Source organism: Ruegeria sp. BG11 (assembly GCF_056538565.1).
Window position 1 is genome coordinate 284,127 of sequence record NZ_JBQFTH010000001.1, and the last position, 20,856, is coordinate 304,982.

The 20,856-nt window shown below is 59.4% G+C and carries 20 protein-coding genes and 1 tRNA gene; 13 read left to right on the forward strand and 8 right to left on the reverse strand.

All coding sequences use genetic code 11. The features are described 5' to 3' along the window. Positions 1-16: 16 nt before the first annotated feature. Positions 17-1,423 carry a divergent polysaccharide deacteylase family protein gene (locus tag ACR0JF_RS01460; protein WP_170659634.1) on the reverse strand — a complete coding sequence of 469 codons (1,407 nt, stop codon included), beginning with the start codon at positions 1,421-1,423 and terminating at the stop codon, positions 17-19. A 196-nt stretch (positions 1,424-1,619) separates the two neighbouring features. On the opposite strand from ACR0JF_RS01460, the gene ACR0JF_RS01465 reads away from it, so the two are divergent. The 6 genes from ACR0JF_RS01465 (at position 1,620) to lexA (ending at position 6,445) form a co-directional block, all read left to right on the forward strand. Next, positions 1,620-2,201 carry an aminodeoxychorismate/anthranilate synthase component II gene (locus tag ACR0JF_RS01465; RefSeq protein WP_170659780.1) on the forward strand — a complete coding sequence of 194 codons (582 nt, stop codon included), beginning with the start codon at positions 1,620-1,622 and terminating at the stop codon, positions 2,199-2,201. Then, complete coding sequence (gene trpD, locus ACR0JF_RS01470; RefSeq protein ID WP_170659635.1) at positions 2,198-3,217, forward strand: anthranilate phosphoribosyltransferase; 1,020 nt, start codon at positions 2,198-2,200, stop codon at positions 3,215-3,217. The genes ACR0JF_RS01465 and trpD overlap by 4 nt, the downstream gene beginning before the upstream one ends. Further along, positions 3,214-4,026, forward strand: coding sequence for an indole-3-glycerol phosphate synthase TrpC (gene trpC, locus ACR0JF_RS01475; protein ID WP_170659636.1), 813 nt, complete (start codon positions 3,214-3,216; stop codon positions 4,024-4,026). Before trpD ends, trpC begins: the two co-directional genes overlap by 4 nt. Continuing rightward, a complete protein-coding gene (gene moaC / locus ACR0JF_RS01480) occupies positions 4,026-4,499 on the forward strand; it encodes a cyclic pyranopterin monophosphate synthase MoaC (RefSeq protein WP_170659637.1) in 474 nt (157 codons plus the stop codon). The genes trpC and moaC overlap by 1 nt, the downstream gene beginning before the upstream one ends. After that, a complete protein-coding gene (locus tag ACR0JF_RS01485) occupies positions 4,496-5,668 on the forward strand; it encodes a molybdopterin molybdotransferase MoeA (protein ID WP_170659638.1) in 1,173 nt (390 codons plus the stop codon). The genes moaC and ACR0JF_RS01485 overlap by 4 nt, the downstream gene beginning before the upstream one ends. A gap of 78 nt (positions 5,669-5,746) precedes the next feature. After that, positions 5,747-6,445, forward strand: a complete 699-nt coding sequence (gene lexA / locus ACR0JF_RS01490; protein ID WP_170659639.1) for a transcriptional repressor LexA — start codon at positions 5,747-5,749, stop codon at positions 6,443-6,445. On the opposite strand, the gene ACR0JF_RS01495 is transcribed toward lexA, so the two are convergent. After that, positions 6,439-8,490, reverse strand: coding sequence for a ComEC/Rec2 family competence protein (locus ACR0JF_RS01495; RefSeq protein ID WP_170659640.1), 2,052 nt, complete (start codon positions 8,488-8,490; stop codon positions 6,439-6,441). The genes lexA and ACR0JF_RS01495 overlap by 7 nt on opposite strands. Positions 8,491-8,568: 78 nt before the next feature. Between ACR0JF_RS01495 and gltX the strand changes: the two genes are divergently transcribed. The 3 genes from gltX to ACR0JF_RS01510 all read left to right on the forward strand — a co-directional run bounded on the left by gltX (position 8,569) and on the right by ACR0JF_RS01510 (position 12,512). Continuing rightward, positions 8,569-9,969: a glutamate--tRNA ligase gene (gene gltX / locus ACR0JF_RS01500; RefSeq protein WP_170659641.1), complete on the forward strand. Its 1,401-nt coding sequence runs from the start codon at positions 8,569-8,571 to the stop codon at positions 9,967-9,969. Positions 9,970-10,093: 124 nt separating this feature from the next. Next, the gene (gene gltA, locus ACR0JF_RS01505) at positions 10,094-11,389 is read left to right on the forward strand and encodes a citrate synthase (RefSeq protein ID WP_170373816.1); all 1,296 of its coding nucleotides are present in this window, start codon (positions 10,094-10,096) and stop codon (positions 11,387-11,389) included. Positions 11,390-11,579: 190 nt separating this feature from the next. Beyond that, a complete protein-coding gene (locus ACR0JF_RS01510; RefSeq protein WP_170659642.1) occupies positions 11,580-12,512 on the forward strand; it encodes an autotransporter domain-containing protein in 933 nt (310 codons plus the stop codon). An 8-nt stretch (positions 12,513-12,520) separates the two neighbouring features. Here the strand turns inward: ACR0JF_RS01510 and ACR0JF_RS01515 are convergent, their stop codons facing one another. Beyond that, positions 12,521-13,588: a PA0069 family radical SAM protein gene (locus tag ACR0JF_RS01515; RefSeq protein WP_170659643.1), complete on the reverse strand. Its 1,068-nt coding sequence runs from the start codon at positions 13,586-13,588 to the stop codon at positions 12,521-12,523. 255 nt (positions 13,589-13,843) lie between these two features. Between ACR0JF_RS01515 and ACR0JF_RS01520 the strand changes: the two genes are divergently transcribed. Continuing rightward, entirely contained in the window at positions 13,844-14,542 is a 699-nt protein-coding gene (locus tag ACR0JF_RS01520) for a cobalamin B12-binding domain-containing protein (RefSeq protein ID WP_170659644.1), read from the forward strand. Between the two features lie 108 nt (positions 14,543-14,650). Then, positions 14,651-15,310: a DUF1638 domain-containing protein gene (locus tag ACR0JF_RS01525; RefSeq protein ID WP_170659645.1), complete on the forward strand. Its 660-nt coding sequence runs from the start codon at positions 14,651-14,653 to the stop codon at positions 15,308-15,310. A gap of 2 nt (positions 15,311-15,312) precedes the next feature. Here ACR0JF_RS01525 and ACR0JF_RS01530 read toward each other — a convergent pair whose 3' ends face one another. After that, on the reverse strand, positions 15,313-15,723 hold the full coding sequence (locus ACR0JF_RS01530) for a SufE family protein (protein ID WP_170659781.1): 411 nt from the start codon (positions 15,721-15,723) through the stop codon (positions 15,313-15,315). 138 nt (positions 15,724-15,861) lie between these two features. Here ACR0JF_RS01530 and ACR0JF_RS01535 point away from each other — a divergent pair, with 138 nt between their 5' ends. Then, a complete protein-coding gene (locus tag ACR0JF_RS01535; protein WP_170466753.1) occupies positions 15,862-16,389 on the forward strand; it encodes a hypothetical protein in 528 nt (175 codons plus the stop codon). A 4-nt stretch (positions 16,390-16,393) separates the two neighbouring features. Here the strand turns inward: ACR0JF_RS01535 and rnd are convergent, their stop codons facing one another. The 3 genes from rnd to purM all read right to left on the reverse strand — a co-directional run bounded on the left by rnd (position 16,394) and on the right by purM (position 19,300). Further along, a complete protein-coding gene (gene rnd, locus ACR0JF_RS01540; RefSeq protein ID WP_170659646.1) occupies positions 16,394-17,551 on the reverse strand; it encodes a ribonuclease D in 1,158 nt (385 codons plus the stop codon). A gap of 109 nt (positions 17,552-17,660) precedes the next feature. Then, positions 17,661-18,257, reverse strand: coding sequence for a phosphoribosylglycinamide formyltransferase (gene purN / locus ACR0JF_RS01545; RefSeq protein WP_170659647.1), 597 nt, complete (start codon positions 18,255-18,257; stop codon positions 17,661-17,663). After that, positions 18,254-19,300 carry a phosphoribosylformylglycinamidine cyclo-ligase gene (gene purM / locus ACR0JF_RS01550; protein WP_170659648.1) on the reverse strand — a complete coding sequence of 349 codons (1,047 nt, stop codon included), beginning with the start codon at positions 19,298-19,300 and terminating at the stop codon, positions 18,254-18,256. Before purM ends, purN begins: the two co-directional genes overlap by 4 nt. 107 nt (positions 19,301-19,407) lie before the next feature. Here purM and ACR0JF_RS01555 point away from each other — a divergent pair. Continuing rightward, a tRNA-Ile gene (locus tag ACR0JF_RS01555) sits at positions 19,408-19,484 on the forward strand. Between the two features lie 33 nt (positions 19,485-19,517). Here ACR0JF_RS01555 and ACR0JF_RS01560 read toward each other — a convergent pair. Continuing rightward, the gene (locus ACR0JF_RS01560) at positions 19,518-20,837 is read right to left on the reverse strand and encodes an ATP-binding protein (protein ID WP_170747530.1); all 1,320 of its coding nucleotides are present in this window, start codon (positions 20,835-20,837) and stop codon (positions 19,518-19,520) included. Between the last annotated feature and the right edge of the window lie 19 nt (positions 20,838-20,856).

Consider the following 20,856-nt stretch of genomic DNA (forward strand, 5'->3'; position numbering starts at 1 on the left):
CTTTTCTGCGGAAACGTTACTGAACTTCGCGTTTCATAACCGCCGAGATCGGCGCCATGGCGACCCGGTTGCCGCGATCCTCAAGACCCCACAGCAGCAGGGCCGAGATCGTTTCGGGGCGCACGCGTCCCAGCATCACAACCGTCCCCTCCTGCCCGGCGCGGAACGCCGCCTGATCCAGGAAACGGCGCATGATCTTCGGATCCTGCCTTGCACCATCGATATCGCGGAACACGACGCCCGACGGAATGCCGTTGCGCGCGGCCAGTTTATGGACCGTGTTCAGCCCGTTATCCTGCGTGATCAACCCGCGACCGGTGGCCGCCGCAATCGAAGCAACCTGATCGGCCAGTTTCCGATTGCCCTGAATTCCGCTTTCGACCCCTTCCAGAATACCTACTGTCTCGTGCAGCGTGTCCAGCCATACGGCCATCGATACCTCGGCATCCTGCGCACTGGCGGATTCATGCAGATCGGCCATGGCCAGAACCTCAAACCCGGCGGCGCGATGTCGGGCCATTTTCTCGGCGGCGTCGGGGTCGGATGGGCTGATCGCGAAGCTGACGGGATAAGGGAAATCCTGCAAAGCCTCGGCTCCGAAAGAGCCCTCATCATCGATCAGGATAATCGACATCAGCGGCTTGGCTTCGGGGTTTTCAAAGCTGGCAGCGTAGTCCTCGATCGGCTTTCCGGTCATCTCTTCTACGACTGCTTCATCGGCTTCGACCGGGGCATCGTCTCGTTCGGTCAGGGGGACAACGCGCGTGCCAACCAGTGAGTTGGTCGAGGTCGTATCCTCTCCGCCGATTTGGGGGAGTGCGGCCAGTTTGGGCAGATTGCGGGGTAAGGTGTCCTCATCCCCTTCCACAGCGATTGGGCTGTTTTCAAAGGGATTCTCTTCATCCAACTCAGCCTCTTCCGGTGCAAGCTGCGACGGCAGTTCAGGCAAAAGCGTCGCCACATCTTCTGGCTCGTCAGAGGGTTCCGGGGCTTCATCCACAACAACAGGTGCCGCGTCTGTTTCCGGCAAGGTGGGGGCGGTAATAGGTGCCTGCGGAGCAGCCGGCGCGTCGGTCATGACGGTCACGCTGGTTTGATCTTCGGCCTCAGGTTCCTGCAACGCGTCCTCGGCCTCAGCCACGACGGGCTGTTCGTCGGGCACCGTTTCCAGATCGGACAGATCAAGCGCCTCATCCGGCTCTTCGGCGGGTTTCGGCCCAGCAGGCGGCAATTCGACAAGATCCGCATCCGACGGGGTCTCGGCGATTTGTTCCGGTGCTTCGGGTGTTTCCACATCCACCGGTTCGGGAGCCTGGGTCTTGACCACCGGCTTATCGGCCAGCGGTGTGTTGAGCGACAACATCACCCCTACGATCAAAACAACGACCGCCCCGACGATCATTCCTCCGAAAAATCCACGCATTGCTCGTGCCTCTCGCCTTCTTATCTTGCCTCGCCCATCCTACGCCATCTTCTGTGGCGCTCGACCTGATGGCGTGTCAAGAACGGGATGTCCTCTTGACGCTGCCTCACAAGCCTGAGCATGTATGTCCGGACATTATACCGTGGCCCGGGGCTGCATCGCCAGCCTGAAATGCCCAAGCGAAGACAAGTGCCAAATGCTGCTGCTGATCGACAACTACGACTCGTTTACCTACAACCTGGTGCATTATCTGGGCGAACTTGGGGCCGAAATGGTCATTCGCCGAAATGATGCGCTGGACGTGCAAGAGGCCATGGCGATGAATCCCGCCGGTATCCTGCTGAGCCCCGGACCCTGCGACCCGGATCAGGCGGGCATCTGTCTTGCCCTGACCGAAGCTGCGGCCGAAACCAAAACTCCGCTTTTGGGTGTCTGCCTGGGGCATCAGACCATCGGGCAATCCTTTGGCGGCAAGGTCGTGCGCTGCCATGAGATCGTGCATGGCAAGATGGGCACCATGAACCACACCGGCAAAGGTGTTTTCGCCGGGCTTCCTTCACCCTTTGAGGCCACGCGCTATCACTCGCTGGTGGTTGAACGCGAGAGCCTACCCAACTGCCTCGAGATCACGGCAGAGCTGGAAGACGGCACCATCATGGGTCTGCAACACAAAGAGCTGCCCATCCACGGCGTCCAGTTCCACCCGGAATCCATCGCTTCCGAGCATGGCCACGCCCTGCTCAAAAACTTCCTGCAAGAGTTGAAAGTCCCCGCATGAGCGACGCCCTGAAACCGCTGATCGGAGCGTCCGCCGACCGCCCTCTGACCCGTGCCGAAGCCGAACAGGCCTTTGCCATCCTCTTCGACGGTGAAGCCACGCCCAGCCAGATCGGCGGTCTGTTGATGGCAATGCGTACGCGCGGCGAAACGGTCGAGGAATACGCCGCCGCCGCCGCCGTGATGCGCGCCAAATGCAACGCGGTGAACGCGCCCGAGGGCGCGATGGACATCGTCGGAACGGGCGGTGACGGCAAACACACTCTCAACATTTCGACCGCAACGGCCTTTGTGACTGCCGGGGCCGGTGTGACGGTCGCCAAACACGGCAACCGCAATCTCAGCTCGAAATCGGGGACCGCTGATCTGCAGTCGCAGATGGGGATCAACGTGATGGTCGGCCCTCAAGTGGTTGAAAAGGCGCTGAATGAAGCCGGTATCTGCTTCATGATGGCCCCCATGCATCACCCTGCGATCGCTCATGTCATGCCCTCGCGACAAGAGCTTGGAACCCGCACGATCTTCAACATTCTCGGGCCATTGACCAACCCTGCAGGCGTGAAGCGTCAGCTAACCGGTGCCTTCACGCGCGAGCTGATCCGTCCTATGGCCGAAACGCTGGGTCTGCTGGGGTCCGAGCGCGCGTGGCTGGTACATGGTTCAGACGGCACGGATGAACTGACAATCACCGGCATCAGCTGGGTCGCCGCTTTGGAAGACGACCGCATCAAGGAGGTCGAACTGCATCCCGAAGATGCTGGCCTGCCCGTCCATCCGTTCGAAGATATTGTCGGCGGCACACCCGAAAACAACGCCGTCGCGTTCCGTGCCTTGCTCGACGGCGCGCCCTCGGCCTATCGTGATGCAACGCTGTTGAACGCAGCGGCTGCTCTGGTCGTTGCTGATGCCGCGTCAGATCTGCGCGAAGGTGTTGAAATGGCTGCTGAAAGCATCGACAGTGGCAAAGCAAAAGAAAAAGTAACCGCGCTGGCGCGGATCACACAGGAAGCCGCATGACCGAGACCGTTCTGGACAAAATCAAAGCCTACAAGCTGGAAGAAATCGAAGCGGACAAGGCGCAGAAATCCCTGGATGAGCTTGAAAGCGAGGCCCGAAACGCGCCCGAAGTTCGCGGCTTTGCCGAGGCGTTGCACAAAGCCGCCAGATCCGGTTACGGCCTTATTGCCGAAGTGAAAAAGGCGAGCCCGTCCAAAGGTTTGATCCGTCCCGACTTTGATCCGCCGCTTCTGGCGAAAGCCTATGAAGAAGGCGGTGCGGCCTGTTTGTCGGTTTTGACCGATACACCCAGTTTCCAGGGTTCGAAAGAATACCTGACCGCCGCACGTGCCGCGACCAACCTGCCCGCGCTGCGCAAGGATTTCATGTATGACCCCTATCAGGTCGTCGAGGCTCGTGCCTTAGGCGCCGACTGCATCCTTATCATCATGGCCTCGGTCGAGGACAGTCAGGCCGCCGAGTTGGAACAGACAGCGTTTGATTGGGGCATGGACGTCCTGATCGAGGTTCACGATCAGGACGAGTTGGAGCGCGCAACAGAACTCAAGAGCCCACTGATCGGGATAAATAACCGTAATCTCAAGACCTTCGAGACAACTCTGGATACAACGCGCCGCCTGTCCAAGCTGGTGCCCGGGGATCGCACCATCGTATGTGAAAGCGGCTTGAGCACACCCGAGGATCTAGCGGACATTGCCCGCTACGGCGCGCGGTGCTTCCTGATCGGCGAAAGCCTGATGCGGCAGGATGATGTAACTTCGGCCACCCGCCACATCCTCTCCAACCCCCTGATCCCCGGGGTGATGTGATGCCGCTCACTCACTTTGATGCGCAGGGGCAGGCTCATATGGTCGATGTCTCGGATAAAGAGGTGACTGACCGCGTGGCCGTAGCCGCTGGTCACATCAAGATGGCCTTGGAAACCTTTGATTTGATTTCAGAAGGTCGCGCCAAGAAAGGTGACGTTTTGGGTATCGCACGGCTTGCGGGGATCATGGGGGCCAAGAAAACCCCGGACCTGATCCCGCTTTGTCACCCTCTGCCGGTGACCAAGGTCGCAGTCGAGTTTACGCTAGACCCCGACCTGCCTGGTGTTCAGATCGAGGCCACCGTCAAGACGTCGGGCCAAACCGGCGTTGAAATGGAGGCCCTGACTGCCGTCTCGACCGCAGCGCTAACCGTTTATGACATGACCAAGGCGGTCGACAAAGCGATGGAGATCGGCGGCATTCGCGTATTGCTGAAAGACGGCGGTAAATCAGGGCGTTACGAAGCGACATGATCACTGTCGAAGACGCCCGCGCCCTGCTTTTTGATCTGGTTGAAACGCTTCCCGTAGAAACCGTCCCTCTGGCCGAGGCCGCAGGTCGTGTGCTTGCTCAGGACGTGAGGGCTACGCGTGATCAACCGCCTTTCGCGGCCTCATCCATGGATGGCTATGCAGTCAAAGCGGCCGAGGTCGAATTGCACGCCATGTTCAAACTGGTAGGTGAATCGGCGGCTGGAAACCGCTTTGAAGGCAAAGTGAGTCCGGGTCAGGCCGTGCGGATATTCACCGGCGCGCCGGTGCCGAAAGGTGCTGATTTCGTTGTGATTCAGGAAGATGTCGACCGCAAGGGCGACCTGATCACCATCAGCGACGATCCCGGGCAAAAGACCAACATCCGACCCGCGGGCATCGACTTCACCAAGGGCACCACAATAGCCGCCCCGCGCGTGATCCGCCCAGAAGACATGGCGCTTATGGCCGCGATGAATATCCCTCAGGTCCCCGTGAGGCGGAAACCTCAAATCGCGTTGATCTCGACCGGGGATGAATTGGCGATGCCCGGAGAAGTTCCGGGTCCGGATCAGATCATCGCGTCGAATACGTTCGGTTTGAAGGCGCTGTTGGAGCGCGAAGGCGCCCATGTTCGCATTCTCCCCATCGCGCGGGATACCGCATCGTCGCTGGAAACCGCCTTTAGTCTGGCCAAGGGCGCGGATCTGGTGGTCACGATCGGAGGCGCCTCTGTCGGCGACTATGATCTTGTCTCTGACGTCTCCGAGGCGTTGGGCATGGATCGATCTTTCTACAAGATTCGGATGCGGCCCGGTAAACCTCTGATGGCCGGTCGCATGGGGGATGCAGCGATGGTCGGATTGCCCGGAAACCCTGTGAGTGCAATGGTTTGCGGCTATCTGTTCCTTGTTCCGTTGGTCCAGCGAATGCTCGGGTTGGAGGCCTTACTCAACCCATTCAAAACAGCTGCACTAGCCGAACCTCTTACAGCCAATGGTCCGCGTGAACACTACATGCGAGCTATCATCGATGAAAACGGCATTCGAGCCTGCGCGGATCAAGACAGTTCCTTGCTGAGCGTTCTGGCCGATGCGAATGCTCTACTGATGCGCCCGCCGCAGGATCCGGCCTTTCCCGTAGGGGCCAAAGTTCAATACCTGCCGCTATAGAACATCCTCAAAATCGTTGACACAAAACGTGAACATGCGTAGAACAAATGCAAACGCATAAGCGACGAGGTATGAGCGATGCTGACCAAGAAGCAGCTGGATTTGCTGGAATTCATCCACAAACGCGTACAAGCAGACGGCGTTCCGCCCAGCTTTGACGAAATGAAGGCGGCGTTGGACCTTCGATCCAAATCCGGCATCCACCGACTGATTACAGCGCTTGAAGAACGCGGCTTTATCCGGCGCCTGGCCCACCGCGCCCGCGCGATTGAGATCGTCAAACTGCCCCAAAGCCTTGGTGGAGAGCCAACTGCAGGCTTCACTCCTCGCGTGATCGAGGGCGACAGGCCCGAAGGCCCGCGCCCTGCGAATTTCGAGCCGGTCTCTGTCGACGCGATGGAGTTGCCAGTCATGGGCCGGATCGCAGCCGGTGTTCCGATCGAGGCGATCAGCCATGTCTCGCACCACGTGGCGGTGCCCGGCCCGATGGTCTCGGGCCAAGGGTCGCATTACGCACTTGAGGTCCGCGGAGATTCGATGATCGACGCCGGGATCAACGACGGCGATGTTGTGGTGATCCGCGAAACCTCAACCGCCGACAATGGCGATATCGTCGTTGCTCTGGTCGAGGATCAGGAAGCGACGCTGAAACGGTTCTTCCGCCGCGGCAAGGCCATCGCTCTGGAGGCCGCAAACCCCGCCTATGAAACCCGCGTTCTGCCGCAGGAAAAAGTAAAGGTTCAGGGCCGTCTGGTCGGATTGATCCGGACCTACTGATTATCAGTTTTCGAGCGGGTCCCCGTTGATTTCGGGGACCACAGCCGATCGCCGATCATTTCTGCGCTTGAGGTCATTTCGCCGCCAGAGATCGACAGGCTTCCGGTTTCATACAGCCGATCCGGGTCGTAGATGGTGCAATCTCCACTGAGCCTCAGATCGACCGAAGACACAATAATCTGACCGGTTTTACATTCGTCAAACTCAAGCGCAACGCGTTTACCCGTGAGGTGGATTACCTCTACCCCAGTCAGAGCGATCCTTTGCACTCCACCCGCGTGGCCCGGCCATCGACTGGCCGCCTGCTCTTGTGCCAGACCGTCTCCGTCATTCTCAAGCCAGACCGTGGCCACGAATCCGCTGCCCTTCTCTTTGCTGAGCGCGCGGCCCTCAGAGGTCATGACGCCGACCAGCCCACCGGATTCGGCGATCAGAACCTCAGGCCGGTTGCCCGAGGTCCAAAGCGCGACAGCCAGGACCACCGGAGCCACCCCGACCCATCGCGCTCGGCCCTGCCACAAGGCAAGCCAAAGCGCCCCCAACGCAATCATGGGCAGGGTAAACCACGGCGGATCAACCACATAGCCCTGAGATCCGTCCAACCCGGACACCCAGTCCGCGATCATCAATATCCAACAAAGCCCTAGCCCCATAACATCGAGCGCGATCCACTCCAGCCCGAAAGGCGACAACAGCGCCGCGACAACGGCTGCGGGCACGACGATGGACCCCATGACAGGCACCGAAAGCAGATTGGCCAACAGGCCGTAATGCGACATCGTATTGAAATGCGCCGCTCCGATAGGTGCGGTCGCGAGGCCCGCGATGGCCGAGGACATCAGAAGGCCAATGGCGGCTTTGGACCATTTCGGCCCCGGCATGGGGCCGAAATCACGCAGCGCTCCGAACACAGCGACCAGAGCGGTGGTCGCCGCGAATGACATTTGGAAACCGGGGCTAAGCAGCGTTTCGGGGCGCAAGGTTAACACTATCAATGCGGCCACAGCGATTGCCCTTCGCGAAACTGCGCGCCGGTCGATCAGGACCGCGCCGAACATGACGCTAACCATCACAAAGGCCCGCTCGGTCGCGACATTGCCGCCGGACAGCATCAGGTAGATCACGGCGGCCACCAACGCACATCCCGCAGCAAGTTTACGGACAGGCAAACGGAGGGCCAGCGCGGGGATCGTAGACAACCCGACGCGACAAACCAAGAAGACAAACCCGGTCAGCATCCCCATATGTAGGCCTGATATCGCCAACAGATGCGCCAGGTTTGACGCGCGAAGTGCATCGAGCGTCTTATGCCCCATGCCGCTGCGGTCTCCTGTTGTGACAGCGGCTGCGAACCCTCCGACCTCGCCCGGAAGATGGGCGCGTACATGGTCTGAGATTGCCATGCGAATGGCCGTGACCTGAACGCCCTGCAACGCGTCCTGCGGCGGCGCGATGGTCATCACCGGAACCCGCGTGTACCCGACGGCCCCCAGCCCCTGAAACCAGGCGTGTCGGCGGAAATCAAACCCTCCGGGCTCGACAGGGCCTTGCGGCGGGGACAGATGCGCCGTGGTCATAATCCGTTGTCCCGGCGCGATTGGCCCGACCTCGGAATGCACGGAAAGACGGATGCGCTGCGGACGTCGGTGCTCTGGCACGTCCCCTACCCGCACCTGATCCAGCGTCAATCGCAGCGCATCCGAGGCGGAGCGGTCCAGGGCGACGACCCTCCCCTCGACAGGGCCATAGTATCGCCATGACAGAACCGGTTCCGCCACCATGTGGGCGCGGGCACCTGCCAGCAGAAAGCCAGCTGCAACCAGCGCCCCCCCGATTGCCAACGCGCCCCATCCGGCGGGCAACACACGACCTAAGCCGATCAAAGCCAAACCTGCGACGGCCAGACCCAGGTACAAAGGCCCCTCAGGTTCGAACCGCAATCCGAAATAGAGACCGATCCCAAGGCCCAAACACACCGGAGACCACGGAAACAAAAACCCGATCTGGTTCAGCAGCGCCAACCGGACCTTTGCGAGAACACGCATGGTTGCCCCCGTCCTTGAGGCTCGTTAGACAGGCGCCAAGCTAAGCCCATCGCGGTTACCAAAAGGTTAATCAACACAATGTCCGATCAGGTCGTCACCCGTTTCGCCCCTTCGCCTACCGGTTTTCTTCACATTGGCGGCGCGCGCACTGCGCTGTTCAACTGGCTCTATGCACGTGGCCGTGGCGGCAAGTTCCTGTTGCGGATTGAGGACACGGATCGGGAACGTTCGACCCCTGAGGCTACAGCGGCCATCCTGCAAGGGATGGCGTGGCTGGGTCTGGATCATGACGGAGATGTCATCAGCCAGTTCGAAGGGGCTGCGCGTCATGCCGAAGTGGTGCATCAGCTTTTGGCCGAGGGCAAAGCCTACAAGTGTTTCTCGACCCAGGACGAAATCGCGGCCTTTCGTGAGCAGGCGCGGGCCGAGGGTAAATCGACCCTGTTCCGCAGCCCATGGCGCGATGCTGATCCGGCCACGCATCCGGATATGCCCTTCGTGATCCGCATCAAAGCCCCGCAGGACGGCGCCACGGTGATCCGTGACCAAGTGCAGGGTGACGTGACCATCCGCAACGACCAGTTGGACGACATGATTCTGCTGCGCTCGGACGGGACGCCGGTTTATATGCTCGCGGTTGTGGTGGATGACCACGACATGGGTGTAACCCATGTGATCCGGGGCGACGATCACCTGAACAACGCCGCGCGCCAGATGATGATCTATGAGGCGATGGGCTGGGAAGTTCCGGTCTGGGCCCATATCCCACTGATTCATGGGCCGGATGGCAAGAAGCTGTCGAAACGTCACGGTGCCTTGGGCGCGCAGGAATATCAGGCGATGGGCTACCCCGCCGCAGGGATGCGCAACTATCTTGCCCGCCTTGGCTGGAGCCACGGCGACGACGAGTTCTTTACGGATGAACAGGCCAAAGAGTGGTTCGATCTGGGGGGAATAGGCAAAAGCCCGGCAAGGTTTGATCTGAAAAAGCTCGAGAACCTGTGCGGCCAGCAAATTGCGATCTCAGATGATGCTGCACTGCGGCATGAAATCGAAGCCTACTTGGCGGCGGCCGACCTGACACCTCTCTCGGAGACACAATCCGGTGATCTGGAAAGCGCGATGTATTGTCTCAAGGACCGCGCGCGGACTTTCCCGGAACTGCTTGAAAAAGCGCATTTTGTACTGACCTCGCGCCCCATTGAGTGCGATGAGAAAGCCCAAAAGGCGCTCTCATCTGTATCCGATGGTATACTGAGTGAATTGACGCCGCAGCTGCAAAATGTTAGCTGGTCCCGGAACGAGCTGGAGGAGGCTCTGAATTCCTTTGCAGAAGCAAAGGAGGTCAAGTTCGGCAAGCTGGCAGGCCCACTTCGGGCGGCATTGGCGGGTCGGGCTGTCACTCCTTCGGTTTTTGACATGATGCTTGTGCTGGGGCGCGATGAAACCTTGGCGCGGCTTTCTGAAGCAGCGGATTAAACCCAATCTTCATATTCGGGTAACGCTGCACCGCTAACACACCCGGGCTGCGCGCCCGCGCGCAGTCATTGCCCGCAGGTCAGGGCGATGAACTGACCTGCGCACAAATGAAGAAGGGACAACCATGACTGATAGCAATAAGACAGCAACTCTGACCGTCCATGGCAAAGAGTATGAGTTGCCCGTTCACTCTCCAACTGCTGGGCCTGATGTTGTCGATATTCGCAAGCTTTACGGTCAGGCAGGTGTGTTCACCTACGATCCCGGCTTTACCTCGACCGCCAGCTGCGACAGCACCATCACCTATATCGACGGCGACAAAGGTGAGCTGCTGCACCGCGGCTACCCGATTGATCAGCTGGCCGAGAAGTCGCACTTCCTCGAAGTCTGTTACCTGCTCCTTTACGGAGAGCTGCCGGTCGCAAAAGATCTCGAAACATTCGAATCCACGATCACGCGTCACACGATGCTGCACGAGCAGATGCAGTATTTTTACCGCGGCTTCCGTCGCGACGCGCATCCGATGGCCATCATGGTTGGTGTCGTCGGCGCGATGTCGGCCTTCTATCACGATTCGACCGATATCTCGGACCCGCATCAGCGCGAGGTCGCCTCGCACCGCCTGATCGCCAAGATGCCGACAATTGCGGCCTGGGCCTACAAGTATCACACGGGCCAGCCCTTCGTGTATCCGCGCAACGATCTGGACTATGCGTCGAACTTCTTGCGCATGTGCTTCAGCGTTCCGGCCGAAGAATATGAGGTCAACCCGATCCTCAGCCGTGCGATGGACCGTATCTTTACCTTGCACGCCGATCACGAACAGAACGCCTCTACCTCGACCGTGCGTCTGGCATCGTCTTCGGGCGCGAACCCGTTTGCCTGTATCGCTGCCGGTATCGCCTGCCTCTGGGGTCCGGCGCATGGTGGTGCGAACCAAGCCTGTCTTGAGATGCTGGAAGAGATCGGCACCGTCGATCGTATTCCCGAATACATCGCCCGCGCGAAGGACAAGAATGATCCGTTCCGTCTGATGGGATTCGGCCACCGGGTTTACAAAAACTTCGATCCGCGTGCGAAGGTGATGAAGCAATCGGCTGACGAAGTGCTGGATCTGCTGGGTGTCGAAAACAACCCCAAGCTTCAGGTCGCCAAAGCGCTGGAAAAACAGGCTCTGGAAGATCCGTACTTCGCCGAGAAGAAGCTGTTCCCGAACGTGGACTTCTATTCGGGCATCATCCTCGAAGCGATGGGCTTCCCAACCTCGATGTTCACACCGATCTTCGCCCTGTCGCGCACAGTTGGCTGGGTCAGCCAGTGGAAAGAAATGATCGCCGATCCTCAGAACAAGATTGGACGCCCGCGTCAGCTGTATCTGGGCGAAACACTCCGCGACTACGTGGATATCGAAAAGCGCTGAAACGCTCAACAGATCGAACAGAACCAGGGCTCCGGACGTTCTCCGGGGCCTTTTTTGATCCTGAGTTGTTGTAGCGCTGCGTCACTTGCCCCGGCGGTTTTTGCGCCTGCTTCTTTCAGCCTAAAACCATGGATATGGTCTCGTGAAATTGTAGAAACCCTGTGTTGCGATGGTATGTCGGATCCTTCAAATGGCCTTTCTGGCGTTCTTTGCGTTTCCAGCCTCTGGATTGGCGCAAGGTATTCTTGAGGACATTTTCAAACAGATCCAGCGCGAAAACGCGGCGGGTTCTCTGGCAATTTTGGGCCTTGCTGGCATCCCTGATGACTCGGCCAGTGCGATCTCACTCCAATCGAACACGGGAAACCGCGAGTATGATTTCAAATCCGCGCAATTGGGCGGTGGCTTTCGACTGAGCGAAGGCGTGCCCATCTACCTTGAAGGCTATATCGGATACGCACGCTATGATCCGGTTCTCTTCTTTTCTGGCTCCGGCGAAACCACCACGTTGCCACTCAAATGGACAAGCGCCGCTGTAACAGGCGGTATCGGCTACCAGTTCGACTTGGGAGAGCGTTGGAAACTGACGCCCATGGCGCATATCTCGATCGGGCGCACCCAATCTGACACGTCAGTCGCCGCTCAAGTGATCGCCGAGCGGCTTGGCATAGAAGCTGATTTCCTCGAAAGCGGCGGTCTCTGGGCCGGAGGTGCGGGCGGTTCGCTGACGCTGGATTACGCACGCCCTCTGACCAATGACCGAGAGTTCGAGATGAGCCTTCGCTACACGCATATCGAATACTGGCCCATTGGTGACGACGAAGACCTCCTCGTGCAATCGACGGCTGCAAATGCAGTGCTTTGGTCACGGTACCGGTTTCCGACAGGCGGTCGGATGTTTGGCCGACCGGTACGTTGGGTCGGGGATCTGTCTATCTCTTACCTGGCCGGGGATCAGTCGATTGTTCTGGGCACAGATTGGCTGGCCCGCGTCGGCGGCGGGATCGAGGTTGATCTGTCCGACACCTGGGTGCCATGGGTGAGTACCACACGGATCATGGTCCGCTACTATGGCAGCGACACGGTCAACGGGTTCACAGCCGGGATCGGTATCAGTTTCTGACGCGCGACCTAAAACAGGCTCATCTGATCGCCCGGCTGCGCAGGTTTTGCGAAAAGATCGCGACGCAGTTCGTCGGACTTCACCTTCAGGCCCAAACGTTTAACGGCTACCTTGAAGCGCTTTGAGATCAATTCGGCATACTCGCCTTCTCCCCGCATCCGGTGACCCCAGCGCGGGTCATAGTCGCGACCTCCATGCATCTCGCGCAGCCGCGTCATGACCTTTTCGGCCCGCGCGGGTTCATGTTCGGCCAGCCAGTCCTGCCACAGCACCGAAACCTCTCGGGGTAGGCGCAACATGATCCAGCTCGCGGTGTCGGCACCGGCCTCATGCCCGGCCTCCAGCAGAGCCTCCAGTTCATGATCGGTTAGCCCGGGCACAACGGGCGAGGTCATTACCCGCACCGGCACCCCTGCCCCGGTGAGACGTCGAATGACCTCCAGCCGCCGTTTGGGAGACGGCGCGCGCGGCTCCATCCGGCGAGAGAGGCCCGCGTCCAAGGTTGTTAGGGATATCCCGACCCGAACTAGACCCTGCGCGGCCATGGGGGCAAGAATATCCAGATCCCTCTCGATCAGGGTCCCTTTGGTCACGATCGCTACGGGGTGGTTGAAATCCCTCAGAACCTCAAGACAGGCCCGCGTGATCCCGCGTTCTTTTTCAACGGGTTGATAAGGGTCGGTGTTGGTGCCCAAGGCAATCGGCGCGACTTTGTAGGACCGTGCGGACAATTCCTTGCGCAGTACCTCGGCTGCATTGCCACGCGCGGTCAAACGGGTCTCAAAATCCAGCCCTGCCGACAGTCCAAGGTAGGCATGACTGGGCCGCGCAAAGCAATAAACGCAGCCATGTTCGCACCCCCGATACGGGTTGATCGAGCGGTCGAACGGCAGGTCGGGAGAGCGATTATAGGTGATCACACTGCGCGCCACCTCGTCCCGGACCTCGGTCCTCAGAAGCGGTTGGTCTTCTTCGATGTCCCAGCCGTCATCCGTTTGGACCGTGGCAAGTTTTTCAAAGCGACCCGCGTCGTTGGATGCGGTCCCCCGAGCGCGGATATTGGTTTGAGGTTGCATTTGTTCACCATACGTTCTCATACTATAGGTAAGCGAATACTGAACGCGAGGCAACCACCCCCTGTTTTAGCTAACCTGAGCCAGACACAGGATGATCATGCATATTATTCTGTCGCCCGATGCCGATTTTTGACATAAACGTCGGTCCCGAAACCGCCGAGGTCGCAATCGTCACAGTAAATCTGCGACGTTTTGGCCAAAACGAAAAAAATGCCACCCCGGACCAAGGGTCCGCACAGCTCAGGAAAACACCCCATGTCCGACGAAGAAGACATCATCCTGTCCGAACTGAACGACGAAGAGCTTGTTGAACAGATGTTCGACGATCTCTACGACGGCCTGAAAGAAGAGATCGAAGAAGGCACCAACATCCTTCTCGAGCGCGGCTGGACCCCCTACGACATCCTGACCAAAGCTCTGGTCGGCGGCATGACCGTGGTTGGCCACGACTTCCGCGACGGCATCCTGTTCGTCCCCGAAGTTCTGCTGGCCGCCAACGCCATGAAGGGCGGTATGGCGATCCTGAAGCCTCTGCTGGCTGAAACTGGCGCACCGCGCGTGGGCAAGATGGTCATCGGCACCGTGAAGGGCGACATCCACGACATCGGCAAGAACCTTGTTTCGATGATGATGGAAGGCGCTGGCTTCGAAGTTGTCGACATCGGCATCAACAACCCGGTCGAAAACTACCTGGAAGCGCTGGAAAACGAACAGCCCGACATCCTGGGCATGTCGGCCCTGCTGACCACGACCATGCCTTACATGAAGGTTGTGATCGACACGCTGGTCGAGCAAGGCGTTCGCGATGACTACATCGTTCTGGTCGGCGGCGCGCCACTGAACGAAGAGTTCGGCAAAGCCATCGGCGCTGATGCATATTGCCGTGACGCGGCTGTGGCTGTTGAGACGGCCAAGGAATTCGTCTCGCGCAAGCACAACCAGCTGGCGGGATAAGAACACCGTTTCTGTTCTGAAAGGGCCGCTCGATTTCGGGCGGCCTTTTTGTTTCAAGCCGCGTTTTCGGGCAAAATCACCCGGACCAGCCAGCCAGAGGACTCCGGAATGTCACAGAACCAGCATCCCGATGACGCCCGTCTAACGACCGATGGATATGACGAAACCGGCAAGGGGCGTATCCTTTTGCTGGCCTGCGGGGCCTTGGCGCGCGAGATTCTGGACCTCAAGAACCGCAACGGCTGGGACCATATGGACCTGACCTGCCTACCCGCGATCCTTCATGTCCACCCTGAGAAGATCACTCAGGCCGTTGAAGATGCGATTGCCAAGCATCGTGAGCAGTATGATCAGGTCTTCGTCGTCTACGCGGATTGCGGCACCGGTGGCCTGCTACAGCAGGCCTGCGACCGGCTTGGTGTCGAGATGGTCATGGGCCCGCATTGCTATTCGTTCTTCGAAGGGAATGAAGCCTTTGCCGCACAGGGCGAGGACGAGACAACCGCCTTTTACCTTACCGATTTTCTGGCCCGGCAGTTCGACGCATTTGTCTGGAAACCGCTGGGTTTGGATCGCCATCCCCAGCTGCGAGACATGTATTTCGGGAACTACACCAAACTGGTCTATCAGGCCCAAACGGATGATCCCGCGCTAACGGCGCGCGCGCAGGAATGTGCCGAGCGTATGGGACTGGATTTTGAGCGCCGCTTGACCGGCTATGGCGATCTGGAAACCACGCTAACCGATTGGGCGACTAGAACGCGCTGACGCTACGCTTTTTCCTGCGCGACTTCGCGGATGCGTTCGATCATCGCCCTCAGACCGTTCGACCGCTGAGCGGACAAGTGGTCATTCAGGCCCAGCCGCGCCAACTCTCCGCCGGCGTCGACCTTGATCACCTCAGCAACCGGCAAGCCGTTGTAAAGAAGACGTAAAACCGCAATCAGACCACGAACGATCAGCGCATCGCTATCCCCATCGAAACGAAACACGCCGCCATCGATCATAGGGTGCAGCCACACCTGGCTGGCGCAACCGTCCACTTTGGTGGCTGGAACTTTGAGCGCATCGTCCAGCGGCTCCATCGCTTTGCCCTGCTCGATCACATGGCGATAGCGGTCCTCCCAATCTTCGAGGAACTCGAAGTCTTCGACAATTTCTTCAAAGGCGGGCGTTGCCATGGCGCGGCGGTCCTTCTGTTTCATTCACAATTGTGACCTATGCCGACGATAGCCACCTGTCCAGCCCTCGCCGTGGCTTTTCAAGGCAAGGAAATTGCGCTAACCCATTGCGTGAATGACTGTTAAAGCCGTGGGTCCATGCAAAAATCACTGTCTCTTCTTATCATCGCCGCGTTGACCCTGTCTGCCTGCAACAGCTGGCGCAATTCTCGAGCGAACCCGTCGAACTGGTTCGGATCCAGCCAGCCCGCCCCAGTCGAAACAGCCCCGGTAGACGAGGCCTATGCGCTGGTGCCAAGACAAAGCGATGGCATCGGCCTTTTTGACCGTCCCATAGAAGAAGACACCAGTGTTCCAATTGCAAAAATTGACGAACTGCGGATCGACGCAACACCGACCGGAGCGATTGTCTATTCTTCGGGCACGGCGCAACGCCAAGGCGCGTTCAACGCCCGTCTGGTGCCCGTGAATTCGGAGGAAAATCAGAAGAACGGCGTGATGGAGTTCACCTTCCTCGTGAATTACCCCAAGGCGCAGACTGCGCAGGGTACAGAGCGTTCGCGCATGGTCTCAGACGCCATCAATGTCTCCCGGCAAGAGCTAGAAGGCATCCGTCTGGTCCGCGTCGTTGGGCAGCAAAACGCCTTGGAATCGCGTCGCCGCTAAGCGGTCAGAGGGGTACGACCTTCACGTCTTGCCCCTTTGCGGCTAGTGCGATCTTGCCTTCGCACAGCTTCAAAGCATCCTCACCGAACACCTCGAACCTCCAGCCGGTCATGGAGGGAAGGCCACGCTCGCCCGCTGCGATCTGGTCCAGTTCTGCACTGGTGGCGATCAGCTTTGCCGCCACGCCCGAGCTTTCGGTTTTCGATTTCAGCAGCACCCGCAACAGATCGGCCAGCGCTGGGTTAACCTTTAGTTTGTCGCGGCTCGTGTCGACCTTGGGCAGCTGTTCAGGTGGACAGTTCACACCCTTCTTAACGGCCGCCAGAATGCCTTCCGCAATCGCCCCTTTGCGCGCTTCTCGCAGCAGCAGGCGCGAGCCGCCAAGGTCCGACGGCGTTTTGGGTTTGGTCGAGGCCAGCTCGATCAGCGCGTCATCCTTGAACACGCGGTTGCGCGGGATGTTGTTGTACTGCGCGTGAGATTCTCGGAACTGTGCCAACTCCCGCACAACTGCCAGAAACTTGGCCGAGTTCGTCCGCGTTTTAACACGCTTCCACGCATCCTCGGGCCGGATGTCATAGGTGCCGGGTTGGGTCAGGATCCGCAGTTCCTCGGACACCCAATGGCTGCGCTTGGTCTTCTCAAGTTCGGCCGCGAGATGTTCGTAGATCTTGCGCAGATGGGTCACATCGGCCAGCGCATATGTCTTTTGCGCATCTGTCAGAGGACGCCGCGACCAGTCGGTAAAGCGCGAAGTTTTATCCACCCCTTGCTTGCAGATCTTGCGCACCAGCGTCTCGTAGCCGACCTGTTCACCAAAGCCGCAGACCATCGCGGCAACCTGCGTGTCAAACAGCGGGGTTGGGAACACATGCGCATCGACCCAGAAGATCTCAAGGTCCTGACGTGCGGCGTGGAACACCTTGACCACGCCCTCATTCCGGAACAGTTCATAGAGCGGCTCAAGAGAGATACCATCGGCCAACGGGTCGACGAGAACGGCGCTGTCTTCATCCTCAGAAGGGACGGCAAGCTGCACCAGACACAGTTTTGAATAGTAGGTCCGCTCGCGCAGAAATTCGGTATCTACAGTGACATAGGGAAAAGCAGCAGCAGCCGAGCAGAAATCAGCCAGCTCTTGCGTCGTTGTCAGAGTTCTCATGCGCCGTACTATTCTTGTTCTTTGTGTGACTGCCCGTTTTTCTACCGTCCCGAGCGTTATCGGCGACCATAGGACGAATTTCCGCCGGGTGTAAATCACCCAAGGGCGATCAGGGCAGCATAAGAACGGACCTGTTGCCTTCCGCATACCGCCGCAGCACTGACGGGTAGAGCTGATGCTCATAAACCAGCACTTTGGCGGCCAGGCTGTCGGGGGTGTCCTCGGGTGCAATGGCGACCCGCGCCTGCCCCAGAATTGGGCCATCATCCAGCGCCGCGGTGACCTCATGCACGGTGCAGCCGTGTTCGGCGTCACCGGCTTCGATCGCGCGGGCATGGGTGTGCAGGCCTTTGTATTTCGGCAGCAGCGAGGGGTGAATGTTCAGCATCCGCCCCTGAAAGCGCGAGACGAAATCGCCGGTCAGGACCCGCATGAACCCGGCCAGACATACAATATCGGGTTGCGCGGCCTCAAGCAGCTTCAGTAACTCCGCCTCAAACGCCACTCGATCCCCTTTAAAGGGGCGGTGATCAACCACAGCCGTTTCAATGCCGCGATCCCGCGCCTTTGCCAGACCACCGGCCTGCGCGTCATTGGACAGAACCAGACATGGGCGCGCAGGGTGGTCTCCGGTCATGCTGTCGACCAGAGAAACCATGTTTGACCCGCCGCCGGAAATCAGGATCGCGACGCGCTTGTGGCTCACAACAGTTTGCCCGAATAGGCCACGCCAGCCTTGTCAGCCACGGTGCCGATGCGCGACACGGTCTCACCCGCCTCAGCCAGCAAAGCCGTCAGCGAATTTGCCTGATCTGCGGAGCAGACCACGATCATGCCGATGCCGCAATTGAAGGTCTTCAACATCTCACCTTCGGCAATGCCGCCGGTTTCAGCCATCCAACCGAAGACGGGCGGCAGGTCCCATGCGTCCAGATCGATCTGAGCGCCCAGCCCTTCGGGCAGAACACGCGGCAGGTTCTCAGTCAGACCACCGCCGGTGATATGGGCCAGCGCATGCACACCCCCGGCCCGGATCGCCGCCAGAGCAGGCTTCACATAGAGCCGCGTCGGCGTCAGCAGCGACTCGCCCAGCGTGCCGTCGCTAAAGGGCGAGTCGGCCTCCCAGCCCAGGCCCGAAATCTCGACCAGTTTGCGCACCAGAGAATAGCCGTTGGAATGCACCCCGTTCGAGGCCAGTCCCAGCAGAACGTCACCGGCCTGCACGCCGTCGGGTAGATCAGCACCACGCTCCATCGCGCCGACCGAAAACCCGGCCAGATCGAAATCACCATCGGGATACATGCCCGGCATCTCGGCAGTTTCGCCACCGATCAAGGCGCATCCCGACTGAGCGCAGCCTTCGGCAATCCCTTCGATGATCCGCGCAGCGGTATCGGTGTCCAGCTTGCCAGTGGCGAAATAATCGAGAAAGAACAATGGCTCAGCGCCCTGGCAGATCAGGTCGTTGACGCACATGGCGACCAGATCAATGCCTACGCCATCCACAACACCAGTATCAATCGCAATCCGCAGCTTGGTGCCAACACCGTCGGTGGCCCCCACCAGAATCGGGTCTTCATAGCCAGCGGCCTTGAGGTCAAACAGCGCGCCGAACCCGCCCAAACCACTCATGACTCCGGGGCGTTTGGTTCGTTTGGCGGCAGGCTTGATGCGGTCGACCAGAGCGTTGCCTGCATCAATATCCACACCCGCGTCGGCGTAGGTGATTCCGTTCTTGCCCGCTGTCATGGCCTATCCCTCATGAATGGTTTGCGGGCGAGTTAGTCGATTGTGCGCTTTGATGCAACGGTCAGGCTTGACGCGGGCGATCACCGTGGTACTCAAAGCGCTCAGGCGGGCCTGTAGCTCAATTGGTTAGAGCAGAGCGCTCATAACGCTTTGGTTGCGGGTTCAAGTCCTGCCGGGCCTACCAAATTCCGCCGTTTTCCCTAAGAACACCACGCCTCTAGCGCCCTACGATGATGTCGGCACACAGCCCGCCCAATCGCTCGCTTTTGCCAAGGCGCAAGACGCCCCCATGGGCGCGGGCGATGTCGGCCACGATGGCAAGGCCCAGACCAACACCGCTGCCTTGGTTCTGATTACGTGCAGGGTCCAGGCGGGAAAAGGGCTTAACGGCCTCGGTCCGCTGTTCCGGCGGGATGCCCGGTCCATCATCCTCGACCCGGATACGCAGGGATTTGGGCGTAAGCGTCAGGCTGACATCCGCCTTGCTGCCATAGCGCACGGCGTTGCCGATCAGGTTCTCAACCGCCCGGCGCATGGCCGATGGCCGCAACATCACGGTCCCCTGCCCTTCGACTGCTACCAGTTCCGCTTGATGGCCTGCCCGTTTTGCGTCGCTGACTATCTGCGTCAGCAAAGCTTCGGGATCGACCTCTTCGGGCGCGCCTTCTGCGGCACCGCGTGAAAAGTCGAGGAACGCATCCAGAAGCGATTGCATCTCGGTTACGTCCTGCTGCAACGGCGCAGCCTCTTCTTCTGGCAGCATAGACAAGCCCAGTTTCAGCCGTGTCAGCGGAGTACGCAGGTCATGGCTGACCCCGGACAACATCAACGTTCGCTGCTCCATCTGCCGCTCGATCCTCGCCCGCATGTCGAGAAAAGCGTTGCCCGCGGCCCGAACCTCGACCGCGCCGCCGGGGGAATACGGCACCACCCGTCCGCGACCAAAAGCCTGCGCCGCATCCGCAAGCCGCGTAATGGGACGCAGCTGATTGCGCATGTATAGAAACGAGATCGAGGTCATGATGATGGCAAAGAAAACCATCGTCACAATCAACTGATGCGGCGCTGCAGGGGACAGACGCCGTCGATCAAAGGTCAGCTGCAACAGGCCCAGATGAGTGGGCATATACAGGCGTGCCTCTTGCCCGCTGGGCAGGGCAACTGCCACAAGGTCGGGCAATTCCGCCATCAGATCCGCCTCAACCTGTGGCGCTATAAAGTCGTACCACCTGCGCCGGCCGATTTCCGGCATCTCATCCGCATCGAGGAACTGCATCTTCATCGACAAAGCGCTTAGATCGGGACGCACGGCGGCCAGCGCCTGTTGCCGAGTCTCAGATTCGGCCATGGTCTGAGTGATCAGTCGGACCTCACGCGCGGCGGCTTGCGTCATTTGCGCGGTCACGTCCTCCAGATGCTTTTGCAGAAACGCGATGCCCACCACCAGCAGCAAGGCCACCACCGGCAGGACGAGAATCAGCGCAGCCCGGACATACAGGCCGCGCGGCATATAGGGTTTGAGCCATTGTGTGGACATGCGCTAAACCTAGCGGGCT